Source organism: Micromonospora sp. NPDC050784, assembly GCF_044456765.1.
Taxonomy (GTDB): Bacteria; Actinomycetota; Actinomycetes; order Mycobacteriales; family Micromonosporaceae; genus Micromonospora; species Micromonospora foliorum.
The window spans coordinates 58,668-74,629 of record NZ_JBITGG010000002.1 but is presented as its reverse complement, the minus strand read 5'-3'; the positions used below and the strand labels follow the sequence as shown (position 1 = coordinate 74,629).

Genomic DNA, 15,962 nt, shown 5'->3' with positions numbered 1-15,962 from the left:
GGGTTTGCGGGCCCAGCAGGGTGGATAGATTCGTACCGTGCTGGGCCTACCTGCTCACGTGACCGCCTGTCTCTTCGATCTGGACGGTGTGCTGACGCAGACCGCCCGCGTACACAACGCCGCCTGGACGCAGACGTTCGACGAGTTCCTCCGCCAGCGCGCCACGGCCTCCGGCGAGCCGTTCCAACCGTTCGATCCGGGTCCGGACTACAACCGCTACGTCGACGGCCGGCCCCGGGCCGACGGAGTCCGGACGTTCCTCGCCTCCCGGGGAATCGTGCTGCCCGAGGGCAGCCCGGACGACCCGCCGGAGGCCGAGACCGTCAACGGTCTGGGCAACCGCAAGAACGTCCTGCTGTTGCACCGGCTGCGTACCGCCGGTGTCGAGGTCTACCCGGGCTCGGTGCGGTATTTGAGGGCGGCGACCGCCGCCGGGCTCCGCCGAGCCGTGGTCACCGCCAGCGCGAACGGGGGCGAGGTGGTCGCGGCCGCCGGGTTCGAGCCGTTGCTGGAGGCCCGGGTGGACGGGCTGGTCGCCCGGGCGCAGGGGCTGCGCGGCAAACCACACCCCGACACCTTCCTCGCCGGGGCCACGCTGCTCGGTGTCGACCCGACGCAGGCCGCCGTCTTCGAGGACGCGCTCTCCGGGGTGGCCGCCGGCCGCGCCGGTGGCTTCGGCTACGTGGTCGGCGTCGATCGGGTCGGGCAGGCCGACGAGTTGCTCGCCCACGGCGCCGACATCGTGGTGACGGACCTGGCCGACCTGCTCGACGACGCCGACCCGCCGGCGCCGACCCGCACCACGCCCGACCCGCTCGCCGCCGAACGAGGCTCCGGATGATTCGGGAGCGCGCCTATCCGGTCGAGCCGTGGCACGTCCGCGAGACCCGGCTGGACATGGACGTGCTGGCCCAGTCGGAGTCGGTCTTCGCGCTCTCCAACGGGCACGTCGGCCTGCGGGGCAACCTCGACGAGGGCGAGCCGCACGGCCTGCCCGGCACCTACCTCAACTCGTTCTACGAACTGCGTCCGCTGCCGTACGCGGAAGCGGGCTACGGCTTCCCCGAGTCCGGGCAGACCATCGTCAACGTCACCAACGGCAAACTGCTCCGGCTGCTGGTCGACGACGAACCGCTCGACGTGCGGTACGGAGAACTGTTCGCGCACGAGCGGGTCCTCGACCTGCGGGCCGGCACCCTGCACCGGGAGCTGCACTGGCGCTCGCCCGCCGGCCGGGAGGTCAAGGTCCGCAGCACCCGTCTCGTCTCGTTCACCCAGCGGTCCGTGGCCGCCATCAGCTACGAGGTGGAGGCCGTCGACGGCCCGCTGCGGCTGATCGTGCAGTCCGAGTTGGTGGCCAACGAGTCGCTGCCCGCGCAGAGCAAGGATCCCCGGGTCGCGGCGGTGCTGGAGTCGCCGCTGCAGGCAGAGGAGGAGCTGACCACCCCCGACGGCGGGCAGCTGATCCACCGCACCAAGGTCTCCGGCCTGCGGGTCGCCGCCGCCATGGAGCACGAGGTGCACGGCCCGGACCACACCACCATCGAGTCCGAGGGATACCAGGACTGGGTGCGTACCACCATCGCCTGCGTGCTCAAGCCCGGCGAGAAGCTGCGGGTGATCAAGTATCTGACGTACAGCTGGTCGAGCCGCCGGTCCCTGCCGGCGCTGCGCGACCAGGTCGGCGCGGCACTGGCCGGCGCCCGGCTCGACGGGTGGGACGGGCTCCACCGGGAGCAGCGCAACTACCTCGACGCGTTCTGGGATGCCTCCGACGTGCTGGTCGAGGGCGACCCGGAGGTGCAGCAGGCGGTCCGGTTCGGTCTCTTCCACGTGTTGCAGGCCGGCGCGCGGGCCGAGCAGCGGCCGATCTCGGCGAAGGGGCTGACCGGCCCCGGATACGACGGTCACGCCTTCTGGGACACCGAGATGTTCGTCCTGCCGGTGCTCACGTACACCCAGCCGAGCGCGGTGCGCAGCGCGTTGCAGTGGCGGCACAGCACGCTTGACTCGGCGCGGGAGCGTGCCGAGACGCTCAACCTCCGGGGCGCCGCCTTCCCCTGGCGGACCATCGAGGGCCCCGAGTCGTCCGGATACTGGCCGGCCGGCACGGCGGCCTTCCACATCGCCGCCGACATCGCCGACGCCGTACGCCGCTACGTGATGGTCACCGGGGACACCCAGTTGGAGCGGGAGATCGGGCTGGAGCTGCTGGTGGAGACCGCCCGGCTGTGGCGCTCGATCGGCCACCACGACCGGCACGGGCAGTTCCACATCGATGGTGTCACCGGCCCGGACGAGTACACCGCCGTGAAGAACGACAACGTCTACACCAACCTGATGGCGCAGCGGAACCTGCTCGCCGCCGCCGACGTGGTCATGCGCTACCGGGACGAGGCGTTCCACCTCGGGGTCACCGACGAGGAGGCCGCGAGCTGGCGGGACGCCGCCACCTCCATGCACGTGCCGTACGACGAGGAGCTCGACGTCCACCAGCAGGTGGAGGGCTTCACCCGGCTCCAGGAGTGGGACTTCACCCACACGCCGGCGGAGAAGTACCCGCTGCTGCTGCACTACCCGTACTTCGAGCTGTACCGCAAGCAGGTGGTGAAGCAGGCCGACCTGGTCCTCGCCATGCACTGGCGGGGGGACGCCTTCACTCCGGAGGAGAAGGTCCGCAACTTCCTCTACTACGAGCGCCGCACCGTGCGCGACTCGTCGTTGTCGGCCTGCACCCAGTCGGTGCTCGCCGCCGAGGTGGGCCACCCGGAACTCGCGCACACCTACCTGCGTGAGGCAGCGCTCATGGACCTGCACGACCTCAACGAGAACACCCGCGACGGCGTACACATGGCGTCGTTGGCCGGCGCGTGGCTCGCCCTGGTCAGCGGGTTCGGCGGCCTGCGGGACCACGACGGCGAGCTGTCCTTCGCCCCCCGGCTCTCCAGCCGCCTCAGTCGGTTGGAGTTCTCGCTCCAGTGGCGGGGGTTGGCGCTGCGGGTGGATGTCCGGCCGCACCAGACGACCTACTCGCTGCGCCACGGCGGCCCGGACGACGTGGTGGAGCTGCGCCACCACGACCAGCTGCTGCGGGTGACCTGCGACGAGCCGGTGACGGTGCCGGTGCCGCCGGCCGAGCCGTCCGCTCCTCCGCCCGAGCAGCCACCGGGCCGGTCTCCGCTGCTGCGGTTGCCCGAACGCGAACAGTGACGGGCGGGGTGGGAGTGTTCCCGCCCCGCCCGCCCATGCCGGTGGGTCAGACCGGCTCACCGGTCCCTGTCAGTCAGACCGGCTCGCCGGTCCCTGTCAGTCAGACCGGCTCGCCGGTGTTGTCAATCAGACCGGCTCGCCGGTCGACGGACGCCCGATCGCGTCCCGGGGCGTCGCCGCCTTCGGATCGTCGGGCAGCCGGGCCGAGGCTGCCTGGTCCCCGAAATCCTGGTCCCCGACGTCCTGGTTGCGCTCGGCATCCTGTTCGCGCTGAGACTGCTCGGTGAGCTGCTGCTGCCGGGAAATCTGCTGCTTGGCCATGGCGATCCTCGCGATCCGTCGGGGCGCGGTTGCGCCGACACGGTCTGCGGTCGCTCGTCGCGTACCCGACGCAATATCGGGCAAACGCGGCCCGGCGCCGTACCCACGCCCCGGGATGACGCCGCCCCGGCGGGCGTGTCGGGCGGCGGCCGGGGTACCCGGGCCATCGGCGAGCACGCGGAGGTGGGGGATGGACGAGCAGCGCAGCGTGACTATTCCGATCGGGGACGCCCAGCTCCCCGCCGACCTGACGCTGCCCGCCCAACCGGTCGGCGTGGTGCTGTTCGCGCACGGCAGCGGCAGTTCCCGGCACAGCCCGCGCAACATGGCGGTGGCCCGCACGCTCAACGACCGTGGGCTCGGCACGGTGCTGGCGGACCTGCTCACCCCGGCCGAGGACGAGGTGGACGCGCGAACCGCCGAACTGCGCTTCGACATCGGGCTGCTGGCCAGTCGGCTGGCCGGGATCGTCGACTGGCTGGCCGCCGAGCGTCCTGCCGGTGACATGCCGATCGGCCTGTTCGGAGCCAGCACGGGCGCTGCCGCTGCCCTGGTCGCGGCGGCATCCCGCGCCGATCGGCTGGGTGCGGTGGTCAGCCGGGGTGGTCGGCCGGACCTGGCCGGGAACGCGCTGGCCCAGGTGCGTACCCCCACGTTGCTCCTGGTGGGCGGGCTGGACGAAGAGGTGATCACGCTCAACGAGCGGGCGCTGGCCGAGTTGGGGGAGGTCGGCGAGCTGCGGGTGATCCCCGGCGCCACCCATCTCTTCGAGGAGCCTGGCACCCTCGAACAGGTCGCCGACCAGGCCGGCACCTGGTTCACCACGCACCTCAGCCGGTGATCAGTCCGCGGGTAGCAGGGCCGAGGACGCGCGGCGTTGTTGGACGGTGTCGATGACGCGCCAGAGGACGGCGGTGATCGGGACGCTGACGAAGGCGCCAGCGATGCCCGCGATCAGCGTGCCCGCGGTGACCGCCACCAGGATCACCGCCGGATGCAGTCGGACCTGCCGTTTCATGACCAGCGGCTCCAGCAGGTTGCCCTCGATCTGCTGGACGGCGATCACCGCCGCGAGGGTGAGCAGCGCGGTGGTGGGACCGTTCGCGGCCAGCGCCACCAGCACCGCCACCGCGCCGGCCACCGTCGCCCCGATGATCGGCACGAACCCGCCAAGGAACGTGATCAACGCCAGCGGCAGGGCGAGTGGCACCCGCAGCACCACGAGAGCCAGCCCGATGCCCAGGGCGTCGATCGCGGCGATGAACATGGTGCCCCGGCTGTACGCGCCCAACGTCCGCCAACCGGCACGGCCGGCCTCGGCCAGCACGGGCTGGTTCGGGCCGGACACCCGCGACAGCACCCAGTGCCACATCGACCGCCCATCCTTGAGCAGGAAGAAGAGCAGCACCAGGGCCAGCAGCGCGGAGCCGAACACCTCGGTGGCGGTGCGGGCGCCGGCCACCGGGTCCGGGGAGCTACCACTGAGCCCGTCCCGGGCCTGGTCGACCAGCCGGTCCAGCTGTGCCTCGGTGACCGGCAGCGTGGACGTCACGAAGTCCCGGCTGCGTTCGACCCCCTGGGTCAGCTCCTGGCTGAGCTGGTCGAACTGGCTGGCGGTCAGGTTCCACACCAGGGCGCCGACGCCGACCAGGATGCCGAGCAGCAGCAGTACGGTGCAGAGCGCGGCCAGCGCCGCCGGCAGGCGCAACCGGCGCAGCAGAAGCAGCACCGGGTCGAGCAGCGCGGTGAGGAAGATGGTGGCGGCCAGCGCGATGGCCAGCGGCGCCAACAGGACGGCGATCCGGCCGAGCAGGTAGAGCCCCGCGGCGATCACCACCAGGCAGGCGCTCCATAACACCGCGGTTCGGACCAGCCAGGGCAGCGCCGCCCAGGTCTGGCGCGGCCCGGGGGCGCCTGTCGGTCCGGGTTCCTCTGCGGCCATGTCGGTCCTCCTCGATGTCGACGAGGTCGGTACCCGGTCGGTCGTGCCGCGACACCCGAATCGCCGGCCGTCACCCGCGCGGATCGTACGTCGGTCGGGGGGACGCGGGTGGGTGTTCGCGAATCGCATCCGGAACGACGGCGTTTGCGCGGTCGGGCCGAGGGAACGCGAAGGGGACGGACCGGACTGAGGAGGAACGCCGTGGGTGACTTCATGGACAAGGCCAAGGACTTCGCGGACAAGCATGACAAGCAGGTCGACCAGGGTGCGGAGAAGGCCGGCGACATGGCCGACAAGCGCACCGGCGGCAAGTACGGCGACCAGATCGACAAGGGCGTGGACCAGGCCCAGGCGCGCACCGGTGAGGGCGACCAGGTTCGCTGACCCGTCACGCGCCTCCCGGGCCGCCGATCCGTCGGCGACCCGGGAGTGCCCGGTCCGGATGGTGCGCCGTCAGTGTTGGTGCTTGTCGCGTAGCTCGTCCATTGAGGTGGGCCGGCCGCTCAACGCGTCGCGCAGCCGGTCGACCAGACCGATGCCGGGGGCGAGCAGCTTGTTCGCCGGCGGGTGCTCCGGGATCCCCGGATGTGGCCGGGTCGGCCCGATCTCCTTGATCGCCGTCACCCTCCCGGCAATCTCGACCAGCTCCTCCCGGGCCGTCGCCGCGCGCAGCCGGGGAAAGAGCTCCTTCTCCTCCTCCGCCACGTGGTGTCGGACGGTGCTGGTCAACTGAGCCAGCAGCTCGTCGAAGCGGGGGTCGGACGGGTCGGCGGACTCCAGCTCCTTCATGGTCCGTTCGGCGTCGGCGTGCTCCGCGATCTCGCGGTCGGCGATCTCGTCGCCGTCGGGCAGCACCTTGCGGGTGACCGGATACACGTACGCCTCCTCGGCCACCGAGTGACGGACGAGTTCGGCGATCACCACGTCGGCGAGGCGTCGGCGGTGCTCGGGGGTGCCCTGCCGGGTCGCCAACTCGACGAGGACTGTCTCGATCTCACGATGATCCGAGACCAGGATGTCGATGACATCGTGGTCGTCGGTGGTCGGTGGATTGGTCATGTCACGGCCCCTTACCGGTTGCGGATCGGTGGGAGGTGTGCGGCTCTGGTACCCCCACGGGGCTGCACAAACCTACGGTTGACGATGTGTTGGAAGCGGCCCATGGTGCCTACGGTGAAGGTGGTGCGGAGCCTGCCACGATTGCTCCGCCGTCGCCGGGGTAACCGCCGCCATGGCCGACGACCGCCCAGCCGCCGACCGCGGTCAGTCGCGGCTCGACGAGACCGCCGAGCGGACCGTTCGGCGGGTGCGGCACCGTGGTGGGCAGGCCGGCCGGATCCGGGCCCGGCAGTGGGAGGTCACCCTGGTGATCTCCATCCAGGCCGGATTGGCCGCGGCGATCGCCGCCCTGCTCGCCAAGAACCTGCTCGGCCCCGGAGCGCACGTCTTCGCCCCCGCCGCCGCCGTCGGTACGATCGCCACCGCCATCGGGCAGCGGGCTCGGCGTACCTTCGAACTGTTGGCCGGCGTGGCCCTGGGCATCATCATCGGCGACACGCTGCGCTTCCTGCTCGGCTCGGGCCCGTGGCAGACCGGCGCGGTGGTCGCGCTGGCCATCGCCGCCGCGTTGCTGGTGGCCGGAAGGGGCGGTGCGCTGGTCGGTCAGGCCGGCGGTACCGCCGTGCTGATCGCCACGCTTGCCCCGATGGAACGTGGCCTGGAGTTGCCCCGGATCTTCGACGCGCTCGTCGGCGGGGCGGTCGGCCTGGCGGTGGTCGCGCTGCTGCTGCCGATCAACCCGCTGCGAGTGCTGGACCGGGCCGCAGCCCCGATCTTCGCGATCCTCTGCGAGCAGCTCGGCGAGCTGGCGGGGGCGATGCGGGAGCGCGACGGCGACCGGACCCTGAAAGTCCTGGAGCGGCTCCGGGGCACCGAGGGCGATCTGGGTCGGTTGCACGATGCGCTGAGCGGCGCGGAGGAGGTGGTGACGATCGCTCCGGTGCGCTGGCACCGCCGACAGCAATACCACAGGTACGCCCGCAGCGCCGACCACTTGGAGCGGTTACTGCTGGACAGCCGGGGCCTGGCCCGCTGGTCGTCGACGGCCCTGCAGTACGACGAGCCGATCCCGCCGGAGCTGCCGGACGCTATGGCTCGGTTGGGCCAAGCGGTGGCGGAGATGCGGACGGAGTGCAAGGTCGGTGACGACCCCCGGCGCACCCGCCGGTTGGTTGAGGAGTGTGCGCACCTGGCCGGGAGGGCTGCGGCGAGCGGGGTCCGCTCGTTCGGTGAGTCCCTGGTGACCGACCTGCGAACCGCGGCCAGCGACCTGCTCCGGGCAACCGGCTGTGAACCCGACGAGGCCAACCGGATCGTGCGCCGGGCGGCGGGTGCCGGTGAGGCGGAGATCCACCCGCCGGTCCGACGACAACTGCATCGGGCGCGACCGACGCGAGCCGCCCGAGCCCGTCGGCGCGGCCACCTCGCCGCCCGGGCCCGTAACGAGGGACGGGCCGGCCTCCCCGCACGGGAGAGGCCGGCCCGGTGAACCGTCAGGATCAGGAGGAGTAGCCGCGCTCGGCGATCCAGTTGGCGACCTTGGGCAGGCTCATCCAGTACTCGCCCAACGACGGGTCGGCCGGGTCGGCGACCCGGATCGTGTCACCGCCGTCGCGGTAGCCGACGAGGGTCAGGTAGTGACCGCCCTCGTACGAGTGCGGGTTGCCGTCGGTGTCCACGGTCGTGCCCTTGATGTTGGCCACCACCGGGCGACCGGCGTCCACCGCGGCCAGCACGTCACGGCGCAGCTGCTCGACCTGGTCGGGGCGGGCCACCGAATCACGGATCTCGGTGGTCCGGTACTTGCCGCCGGTCAGTTGGTTCAGCACCCGGGTGGTGTCCAGGGCCGACGGGGTACCCGCCTCGGTGGTGCCGAGCAGTTGGGCCACCTCGTCCTGGGAGAGCGCCTTGCCCTGGGCGGACAGCGCGATCCGGGTCGCGGCGGGGCCGCAGTAGTAGAAGTTCGGCTGGGCCTGGTAGTCGACGCCGAGGATCCGTTCGGCGTGCCGGTCGTTCTGGCTCGACGAGGCCGTGGCGGCCTGCACCGGGGCGGCCTGCGCGGCGACCGCCGGGCCGAGGGCGCAACCGCCGGCGACCAGCAGGCCGACGACGGACGGGCCGCTCTTCTGGACGATCGGGTTCATGGTCGAGTCTCCGTTCGGGGGTTGGCGCCTCCGACCAGCGGAGGGCGGCAGCACCGGGAATGGCGCTCGGCGCAACACGGGGGCCGACCATCGGTGGTCTCGGCCCTGGGCGTACCGAGGGCGTAACCGCTCTGCTCCGCCGAGAATTCCGCTGGCCGCGGGCACCGGGGGCGCCCCTGCGTGGCCTAACCGGTCAGCGGGGACACGCGGTCGGCTCAGAGGCTTCCCAGCAGCCTGGTCACGGTGATCTCGATGACCACCCGCTCCGGATTCGGGCGTGGTGTCCGATACCGCTCGGCGTACCGCCGCTCCGCCTCGGCCACGGCGGCCGGATCCGACCGCAGCACCGCGCGACCCTCTATGGTCAACCAGCGCCGGCCATCCACGTGGCACACGGCCACCGCCGCCCCCGCCGCGCCGGCCGCCGCCACCTGACGGGCCTTGCGGGACGCGCCCGAGGTGATGACCCGGGCCAGTCCGGCCGCCGGGTCGAGAGTCACCCCCACCGGTACGACGTGCGGGGTGCCGTCCGCCCGCAGGGTGGTCAGCGTCGCGAGGTGACGTTCTGCGCAGAAAGCGACAACACGCTCATCGTGCACATCCAACCGATGATCGCCCGCCATGCCCGTCCCCTGTCCGCCGAACCGACCTCGATCATGGCACGCGGCGGCGCACCCGGTCCCGATCCGGCGGGGCGTCCGGCTGATCGGGAAGTTGGCGACCCGCCGCCCGACGTTGGTGCACCAGCCGGGTCAGGTAGATCAGCGCAGCGGCCAAGACTCCCATGTCGTCCAGGTAGATCGGGTCCGGCAGCACGTCGACCGGGAAGATCGTGTAGATCAGCGCCCCGTAGAAGGCGACCTTGCCGCCCGCGCCGAGGCCGGTCAGCAGCCGCCGCGTACGCACCACCCGCACCGCCAGCACCACGGCACCGACCAGTGTGGCCAGCGCCAGGATGCCGGCGATCACCACGAGAACCCACGCCTGTCGGGACATGCGGTCACGCTAACCCACCCGACCCCGCGCGGCTCAGAACGCGGGCACCGTCGCCCGGCCGCGAGCGGTCACCTTGTTCTCCCGGGTCTGTTCGACGTTCTCCCGGGTCTGCGCGCCCAACGGTCGGGCAACCTCGCTCAGCGGCAGCACCGACGCCGACTCGGCGACACGTCGCCCGGTCGCGGCGTGCGCCTCCTCGCGCAGACTGCGAGCCGCGGCCACCGCCAACTCCGCCGCCCGCCACGCGGCCTGCTCCCGCTCCCGGGCCGCGGTGTGCCTGGCCGCCAGATTGTCCCGGATCGCCCGCTGGAGCACGAGCTCCTGCTCGACCGGGTGCAGTCGCGGGTCCCAGCCGTCGCGGTGGGCGAAGACGTCACTGAGCTGCTCCACCGACAGCTCCCGACGCCAGTACGCATCCAGGGCCGCCCGGTGCAGGTAGCGCTCGCGGTCCGCGTACTCGGCAGGGGTCCGTGCGGTGTGCGGCAGCGGCATCGCGGCCGCCGCGTCGAGCCGCCGTACGCCAGCCTCGGCCGCCTCGTACGCCAGCCAGGCCGCCTCGACGGCCTCCTGCGCGGCCACCCACTCCGCCCGGCGGCGGCGGACGGTGGTGGTCGCCCGCTCGGCGGCCACCGCGACCTCCTGCGCGTAGCGGCTCTGCTCCCGTTCCTCCTGCGCCTGCTCGAGTTGGCTCGGCATGGCCGCGCGGCGGATCCGGGCGCCGGGGTCGAGGCGGAGTCGGCCGGGCCGCAGCAGGAGAGCGGAGACGGCGACGGCGACCACCCCGAGCAGGCTCAGCCAGATGACGGCGGCCCGGGAGAGGTCTGGCAGGACGGCGGAGAGGATGGTTTGCATGATCAGCACCTCGCGGTCGAAGGCGGGTATCGACGGGCGGCAGGAGGGCGCGGCAGTGCCGGTCGGCCCGGTGGCGGGGTCGTTCCGTCGACGGCGAACTCAGGTGCCGTGCGGAAGGATCAGCCGGGATCGGGCCCCGGGAATCGCCGGGCCTGGCTCAGCGGGCGGGCGGGCCGCGTCGCGCCGGAGTGCCACGGCCGGGATCGATGCCCGGCACGTGCGCCAGGCCCGCCGCGACCGGACCGGTCGCCGTGGCGGTGTCGAGCGTGCCAGCCGGCGAGGCGACAGCGGGCTGGTCGGCCCGCTCGATGGCCGGGCCGGCGTCGGGGCGAACACTTGCCACTCGGCTGCTCACGGCACTTGGCCGCAGCTGCGTGGGGGCGGGCGGTGGGGTCGCGGCGAGGGCGGCACCGAGGCCGACCGCGAGCACCAGCGCGGTGACCGCCAGACGGGTCAGTTCCCGCAGCGACCGCAGCACAGCCCACCGGGCTGGGCGGACAGACGCTGCGGACGACACCCGACCAACCTATCGCCCGTCCTGGCGTACCGCAGCACGGCGACGGACCGCGCTGGCGTGACCGCCACCACCATGCGCACAGTGGACGCCCCAGGTCGATAGACCGGAAACGGCGGTGCCCCGGCCGGACCATGTCCGATCGGGGGCACCGCGCATCCTCTCTGTGACACCGCCGGTGGTGCGGGCTCGTCGGCGACGGACAGTGGTCAGTCGCCGGTGCCGAGCACCGGGGGTGCGGGCCTCTCGTCGCCCTGCCACACCATCTCGTCCTCGGTCAACCAGGTCAGCCGCTCGTCGGAGTCGTCGTCCTGTGCTGCACCGCGCCCGCCGAGCACACCGGGACGGCCGCCGGACCCCGGTCGGGCGTTGCCACCGGCCACGGCCGCGCGCCCGCCGCTTCCACCGCGCTGGCCGTCGATGCTGCGCCCGACCCCGCTGGCAGCGCGGCTCTCCGCCGGTGCCGTACCGGCAGCGGTCGGTCGAGCCGAGGTGGGGGCCGCGTTGCCCGAGCCCGCGAGCGCGCCGCTGCGCAACACCCCGCCGGCCGGTGCTCCGCCCGGTGCCCCGTAGAGCAGGCCGGGGCCGGTGCTCGACCCGGCGGGCACGCCGCCCGGCCCGGACAGACCGACCAGCCCGGCGGCACCCCCGCCGAGCAGTGCGCCGCCGACCAGCGGGTCCGCTCCGGCGAGGGAGGTGCCGCTGTCGGCGGGGTCGCTGCCCGTGCCGGTCGGGCCGGTGACGACAGCCGGGTTGCCACCGGTGCCCGAGCCGACCTCGTCCGGGTTCGAGCCGCCGTCCGGCAGTTGGGCGACGCGGTCGGGCGTCGAGATGGTCGCGTCACCCGTACGCCCGGTGTCGGTGCCGGTGGTGGGGCCGCCGGACACCCTGGCGATGGCCGAGACACTCTGTGGCGTCGTCGAATCCTTGCTGGTGGTGCTCGGAGTGTCCGGATCGGGCGGCGGCGGGTCGACCACCCGGTCGTAGGCGGAGATGTCGTAACTGCTGGCCAGGTCGGCCACCAGGTTCACCATCCGCTGGTGAGCCTTCTCCTGCTCGGCCTTGTCCTGCTGGTGACCCGCGATGCCCCCGACGATCAGACCGGTCAGACCGAAGGCCGCGCCACCCTTGATCGCACCGCCGATCGCCTTGTCGTTGTCGTCGGTCTCCTCCGGGCTCTCGGCCTGCTTGTGGGCGGCGCGCAGGTGGTCGGCCATCATGGTCAACCCCTGCTTGATGCCGGCCATCCCCTCGCCCAACGCGTCGGTGTGGGCGACGATCAGGCTGAGTCGCCGGTGGAATTCCCGACCTGCCGAACCCGTCCAGGTGTTGCCGAGCTTGTCGAGGTCGCCGCTCAACTCCCGGCCGAGGCCGTCGAGGATGCCCTTGAGCTCGGCCCACTGGGTGGCCACGCCCTCGATCTGCTCCGGCTTGCCCGCCATCAGGCCGTCGTACAACTCCTGGTGGCTGCTGCCCTGGTACCGCTGGGTGTATTCAGACACGCCCGTCCTCCTTCGGCTGCAACGCCCGGTCGACCGGGGTCAGCGCGGCGGTGACATCGTCGGCGTTGGCCGCGTTGCGCGCCTCGGCGGTGCGGTAGTTGCTCAGGATCGTGCTGGTCGCCTGCTGTGCCGCCAGCACCGCCTGCCGGATCCGTTCGGCCTGCTTGACATAGGACTGGTGGACGTCGCTGTAGCGACGCGCGTTGTCGGTGGCGTCGAGGAACGAGCCCAGCGCCGGAGGACGGCACTGCATCTCGGTGTTGAGCTTGCGCAGCACCGACTCGGCCTGGCTCAACCGAGACGCCAGGTGCTCGTGGAAGTCCTCAAGGGACAACAGGTCGACTTCCGTACGCCCGGCCATGGCAACATCCCCGTCGTTCTGGTTGACAACCGTCAGCGACATCCAGGTTAGTCCACCCGTGCGACTCCGGGCGACCCGCCGAACGGGCTCAGCCGTCGGCGTCGGTCGATTCCACAGGCCTTCCGCCGCCGGCCCCGCCACTCGACGGGGCGCCACTGGCCGGAGTCGACGGTGTCGACCCCGACGGCGGCGCGGCGGACGACGACCCCGACGGTGGCGCGGCGGACGGCGAGCCCGAGGGCGGCGCCGCCGATGGCGAGCCTGACCTCGGCGCGGCCGACGGCGGTGCGGCCGGCGCCGGTCCCTCCGGAGCGAAGACGGCCAACGCGTCCTCGCGGTTCAGAGTCGGCCCGGTCGGGATCAGTGCGAGCAGCGAACCGGGCACCGCCAGCGGCGTGACCCCGCCGTAGCCGAGCACCTCCAGGGTCTCCGCCGAGCCGAGCGGATACCGGATGCCCTGCGGGCTGATCAGGTAGATCGTCGACCCGGCGGCACCGGACCCGCTGGTCCCGGCGCCGGGCGAGGCCTGCGCGATGACACCCTTGCCGCCGGGCAGCAGCACCGCCTCGGCGGTGCGTACGCCGTCGCGCCTGGTCTGGCGCACCGGCACCAGGCCCGGGTCGCTCTCGGTCAGCTCGGCCGGAACCCGGTCGAAGACCTCCAGGGTGGTGGTCGGCGGGCCGCCCGCGCTGCCCTTCCGGTACGTCGCGCACAGCGTCGTCTGACCGGGCTGGGCCGGGTAGAGGGCGGGCATCGTCGGGGGCAGCCCCTCCTCCTCGATCCGCCGCTCCTCGAACGCCTCGCTGGCCTGATTTGGGGTGATGTCGGTAATCCGACCGCCGTTGCTGATGAGCAGGAGAGCGGTGATCTCACTGATCGACACGAGGGCGTCGCGGGTCAGCACGTAGTGCCGACCGGCGGCTTTGAACACCGAACCGACGGTGTACGACTGCCCGCCCACCCTGCGGCTGCTGGGCTCGCCCTCACCGGTCAGCGACGGCCGGCGCAGCGGGGGCCCGGCCGGCACGGAGTTGAGCAGTTGCTGCCCGACCGAAAGCCGCTCGGTGCCGGCCATCCGCAGCGCCGTGATCGTGCGGGACGGGTCGAGCAGTTGGAGCCGGGTGTTGTTGGTGATCAGGTACCGCTGGTCGTCCACCGAGACCAGCACCGCCCGGTCACCCAGCGGCGTGCCGCCGGGCAGCGCACGGTCGATCACCAGCCGGGTGGTGGAGCGCTGCCGGTCGACCGGGTCCGGTACGTCGCAGACCGACCAGGGCAGCCCGGTCAGCGACTTGCGGTCCGGCAGGGCGTCCGGTGCACCGACGATGCCGAGGGTGACGCCGCGGGGCCGGTCCCGCAGCGACGCCTGGGACACCGTCCGCACCGCGGCACTCGCGTCGTTCACGATGAGGCGCGCCGAGGTGTAGTTGAGCGTCGGGTGCAGCTTGCCCTCGATGAACACGTACGTCGCGCCGGTCTCCCGTTCGATGACCAGGGTCTGGTCGTCCAGCGGTGCCGCGCCACCGGTCAACTGGCCGTAGGCGCCCACCCCACCGAGCACGATGGCCGCGGCGAGGACACTGCCGAAGACCGCCATGCCGAGCCGTCGCATCGGCAGGTTGGTGGTCTCCGGATCGCCCGACAGCAAGGCGGAGACGATGCGGCGGGTGACGAAGCGGTACGCCTGCACCTGATCGCGGCGGGTCCGCATGACTTACCTCCGGCGGGGTGGATCCGCGACGATCAGGGTCGGGGCGTCGTCGCGGACTTCCCTACGATAAGGGGCGGACGATGGTTCCTTGGGACCACCGCTCATGGCCGGCACCGGACCGACCCGGCGCAGAGCCGTACCGTGCAGGAGGGACAGTCAGCGATGACGCAGGTTCAGGCGCCACCCGCCCGAGCGGTCACGGACCCTGTCGACGTTCCGACCCGACCGGCGCCCCCGGCCGAGCGGCCCGGCCGTGGGCGGGTCGGTCCCGTGTTGGTCGGGCAGCTCGTCGTGCTGGAGTTGTGCCTGGTTGGCGTCTGGGCCGCCACCGCCGGACCCAGCTGGGTGCTCGCCGCGGCGGCCGCGGCGGCGCTGCTGGTCGTCCTGGCGGCCTTCGCCCGCCGAGGTGGCCGCTGGTGGTTCGAGGACCTGCTGCTCCGCCGACGGCTGCGGCGGCGCGGCGAGCGCGCTTCGGCCGCGCTGGCCAGCGGCACCGCGACCGACCCGCGGTTGGCCGCGCTCGCCCCCGAGCTGAGCGTCATCGAGCTGACCGACCGCGGCACCCGGCTCGGCATCGGGCGTGACGACCAGGGCTGGTTCGCCGCCGTCGCCCTGCAGTCCGCCACCGGCGCGGCGGTCGGCTCGGTCGACGCCTCCGCGGTGGACCGCGCGCTGCACGTGCTCACGGACTTCAACGCCCCGGTCTCCCGGGCCCAGGTCGTCGCGCACACGCTGGTCTGGTATCCGGCACCCGGCGCACCGCCGGCGGCACACCGGACCGTCTGGGTGGCGCTGCGGCTCACCGTGCGGGACGCCCGGGTCGAGGCGGTGAGCCGGGGCGGCGGGCTGACCGGCGTACACCGGACGGTGGCCGCCGGAATCGGCCGACTCGGCAAGGCGCTGACCTCGGCGGGGCTGGCCCATCGCCCGTTGGGCCGTGAGGAACTCCGCGCGGCGATCGTCTCGGCCGCCGGTCTGGACCTGGTGCCCGAGGCGCCGACGGAGAGCTGGCACGGTTTGCGCGGCGGCGGCTGGACGCACCGCTGCATGGCTCTGCGGGGCCGCTCCGACGCGCCGCTCGGCCCGCTCGTGGACGCGATCACCGCGACCTCGGCGCCGTCGCACACGGTGGCCGTGACCGTCTCGGCGGATGGTCGGGTGGCGGCGCCGCTGCTGCGGGTCGCGGCGATGGACAACCACGTCGAGGCCCTGGTCAAGGTGGTTCGCGAGGTCGCTGATCGGGTGGGCGGGTCGACCCGGCCGATGGACGGGCAGCATGCTCCGGGCGTCTACGCCACCGCTCCGGTCGCGTCGGCGCTGGGCGCCTCCACCGGTCTGCGGTCGCGCTGA

Annotated in this window: 17 protein-coding genes; 6 read left to right on the top strand and 11 right to left on the bottom strand. The window is 72.8% G+C overall.

Going from position 1 to position 15,962, the window contains the following annotated elements; translation table 11 throughout:
* Positions 1–37 precede the first annotated feature (37 nt).
* Positions 38–841, top strand: a complete 804-nt coding sequence (locus ACIBD9_RS02770) for a beta-phosphoglucomutase family hydrolase (protein WP_396713944.1) — start codon at positions 38–40, stop codon at positions 839–841.
* On the top strand, positions 838–3,210 hold the full coding sequence (locus ACIBD9_RS02765) for a glycoside hydrolase family 65 protein (RefSeq protein ID WP_396713942.1): 2,373 nt from the start codon (positions 838–840) through the stop codon (positions 3,208–3,210). The genes ACIBD9_RS02770 and ACIBD9_RS02765 overlap by 4 nt, the downstream gene beginning before the upstream one ends.
* Before the next feature lie 126 nt (positions 3,211–3,336).
* On the opposite strand, the gene ACIBD9_RS02760 is transcribed toward ACIBD9_RS02765, so the two are convergent.
* Positions 3,337–3,531, bottom strand: coding sequence for a hypothetical protein (locus tag ACIBD9_RS02760; RefSeq protein WP_396713940.1), 195 nt, complete (start codon positions 3,529–3,531; stop codon positions 3,337–3,339).
* A 190-nt stretch (positions 3,532–3,721) separates the two neighbouring features.
* On the opposite strand from ACIBD9_RS02760, the gene ACIBD9_RS02755 reads away from it, so the two are divergent.
* A complete protein-coding gene (locus ACIBD9_RS02755) occupies positions 3,722–4,372 on the top strand; it encodes a dienelactone hydrolase family protein (RefSeq protein ID WP_396713938.1) in 651 nt (216 codons plus the stop codon).
* On the opposite strand, the gene ACIBD9_RS02750 is transcribed toward ACIBD9_RS02755, so the two are convergent.
* The gene (locus tag ACIBD9_RS02750) at positions 4,373–5,473 is read right to left on the bottom strand and encodes an AI-2E family transporter (RefSeq protein ID WP_396713936.1); all 1,101 of its coding nucleotides are present in this window, start codon (positions 5,471–5,473) and stop codon (positions 4,373–4,375) included.
* A 213-nt stretch (positions 5,474–5,686) separates the two neighbouring features.
* Here ACIBD9_RS02750 and ACIBD9_RS02745 point away from each other — a divergent pair, with 213 nt between their 5' ends.
* Entirely contained in the window at positions 5,687–5,857 is a 171-nt protein-coding gene (locus ACIBD9_RS02745) for an antitoxin (protein ID WP_231393380.1), read from the top strand.
* 69 nt (positions 5,858–5,926) lie between these two features.
* On the opposite strand, the gene ACIBD9_RS02740 is transcribed toward ACIBD9_RS02745, so the two are convergent.
* On the bottom strand, positions 5,927–6,532 hold the full coding sequence (locus tag ACIBD9_RS02740) for a hemerythrin domain-containing protein (RefSeq protein WP_396713934.1): 606 nt from the start codon (positions 6,530–6,532) through the stop codon (positions 5,927–5,929).
* Positions 6,533–6,704: 172 nt separating this feature from the next.
* On the opposite strand from ACIBD9_RS02740, the gene ACIBD9_RS02735 reads away from it, so the two are divergent.
* Positions 6,705–8,021 (top strand): aromatic acid exporter family protein, encoded by a 1,317-nt coding sequence (locus tag ACIBD9_RS02735; RefSeq protein WP_396713932.1) that lies wholly within the window; start codon positions 6,705–6,707, stop codon positions 8,019–8,021.
* 10 nt (positions 8,022–8,031) lie between these two features.
* Here ACIBD9_RS02735 and ACIBD9_RS02730 read toward each other — a convergent pair whose 3' ends face one another.
* The 8 genes from ACIBD9_RS02730 to eccB form a co-directional block, all read right to left on the bottom strand.
* The gene (locus tag ACIBD9_RS02730; RefSeq protein ID WP_396713930.1) at positions 8,032–8,676 is read right to left on the bottom strand and encodes a C39 family peptidase; all 645 of its coding nucleotides are present in this window, start codon (positions 8,674–8,676) and stop codon (positions 8,032–8,034) included.
* Positions 8,677–8,891: 215 nt separating this feature from the next.
* Positions 8,892–9,299 carry a TIGR03618 family F420-dependent PPOX class oxidoreductase gene (locus ACIBD9_RS02725; RefSeq protein ID WP_357200033.1) on the bottom strand — a complete coding sequence of 136 codons (408 nt, stop codon included), beginning with the start codon at positions 9,297–9,299 and terminating at the stop codon, positions 8,892–8,894.
* Between the two features lie 31 nt (positions 9,300–9,330).
* A complete protein-coding gene (locus ACIBD9_RS02720; protein ID WP_238661331.1) occupies positions 9,331–9,672 on the bottom strand; it encodes a YkvA family protein in 342 nt (113 codons plus the stop codon).
* Between the two features lie 33 nt (positions 9,673–9,705).
* Positions 9,706–10,524, bottom strand: coding sequence for a hypothetical protein (locus ACIBD9_RS02715; RefSeq protein ID WP_387171064.1), 819 nt, complete (start codon positions 10,522–10,524; stop codon positions 9,706–9,708).
* A 157-nt stretch (positions 10,525–10,681) separates the two neighbouring features.
* Entirely contained in the window at positions 10,682–11,041 is a 360-nt protein-coding gene (locus tag ACIBD9_RS02710; protein WP_396713927.1) for a hypothetical protein, read from the bottom strand.
* Positions 11,042–11,247: 206 nt separating this feature from the next.
* Positions 11,248–12,540 (bottom strand): WXG100 family type VII secretion target, encoded by a 1,293-nt coding sequence (locus ACIBD9_RS02705; protein ID WP_396713925.1) that lies wholly within the window; start codon positions 12,538–12,540, stop codon positions 11,248–11,250.
* Entirely contained in the window at positions 12,533–12,943 is a 411-nt protein-coding gene (locus tag ACIBD9_RS02700) for a hypothetical protein (RefSeq protein ID WP_238661533.1), read from the bottom strand. Before ACIBD9_RS02700 ends, ACIBD9_RS02705 begins: the two co-directional genes overlap by 8 nt.
* A gap of 46 nt (positions 12,944–12,989) precedes the next feature.
* Entirely contained in the window at positions 12,990–14,612 is a 1,623-nt protein-coding gene (gene eccB, locus ACIBD9_RS02695) for a type VII secretion protein EccB (RefSeq protein WP_396713923.1), read from the bottom strand.
* Between the two features lie 162 nt (positions 14,613–14,774).
* On the opposite strand from eccB, the gene ACIBD9_RS02690 reads away from it, so the two are divergent.
* Entirely contained in the window at positions 14,775–15,962 is a 1,188-nt protein-coding gene (locus tag ACIBD9_RS02690; protein ID WP_396713921.1) for a type VII secretion protein EccE, read from the top strand.

Bases quoted from the DNA above. Each gene is read 5' to 3' on its own strand.
- ACIBD9_RS02765 (WP_396713942.1), top strand. From the start codon at position 838: ATGATTCGGGAGCGCGCCTATCCGGTCGAGCCGTGGCACGTCCGCGAG.
- ACIBD9_RS02760 (WP_396713940.1), bottom strand. From the start codon at position 3,531: ATGGCCAAGCAGCAGATTTCCCGGCAGCAGCAGCTCACCGAGCAGTCT.
- ACIBD9_RS02755 (WP_396713938.1), top strand. From the start codon at position 3,722: ATGGACGAGCAGCGCAGCGTGACTATTCCGATCGGGGACGCCCAGCTC.
- ACIBD9_RS02750 (WP_396713936.1), bottom strand. From the start codon at position 5,473: ATGGCCGCAGAGGAACCCGGACCGACAGGCGCCCCCGGGCCGCGCCAG.
- ACIBD9_RS02745 (WP_231393380.1), top strand. From the start codon at position 5,687: ATGGACAAGGCCAAGGACTTCGCGGACAAGCATGACAAGCAGGTCGAC.
- ACIBD9_RS02740 (WP_396713934.1), bottom strand. From the start codon at position 6,532: ATGACCAATCCACCGACCACCGACGACCACGATGTCATCGACATCCTG.
- ACIBD9_RS02735 (WP_396713932.1), top strand. From the start codon at position 6,705: ATGGCCGACGACCGCCCAGCCGCCGACCGCGGTCAGTCGCGGCTCGAC.
- ACIBD9_RS02730 (WP_396713930.1), bottom strand. From the start codon at position 8,676: ATGAACCCGATCGTCCAGAAGAGCGGCCCGTCCGTCGTCGGCCTGCTG.
- ACIBD9_RS02725 (WP_357200033.1), bottom strand. From the start codon at position 9,299: ATGGCGGGCGATCATCGGTTGGATGTGCACGATGAGCGTGTTGTCGCT.
- ACIBD9_RS02720 (WP_238661331.1), bottom strand. From the start codon at position 9,672: ATGTCCCGACAGGCGTGGGTTCTCGTGGTGATCGCCGGCATCCTGGCG.
- ACIBD9_RS02715 (WP_387171064.1), bottom strand. From the start codon at position 10,524: ATGCAAACCATCCTCTCCGCCGTCCTGCCAGACCTCTCCCGGGCCGCC.
- ACIBD9_RS02700 (WP_238661533.1), bottom strand. From the start codon at position 12,943: ATGTCGCTGACGGTTGTCAACCAGAACGACGGGGATGTTGCCATGGCC.
- eccB (WP_396713923.1), bottom strand. From the start codon at position 14,612: ATGCGGACCCGCCGCGATCAGGTGCAGGCGTACCGCTTCGTCACCCGC.
- ACIBD9_RS02690 (WP_396713921.1), top strand. From the start codon at position 14,775: ATGACGCAGGTTCAGGCGCCACCCGCCCGAGCGGTCACGGACCCTGTC.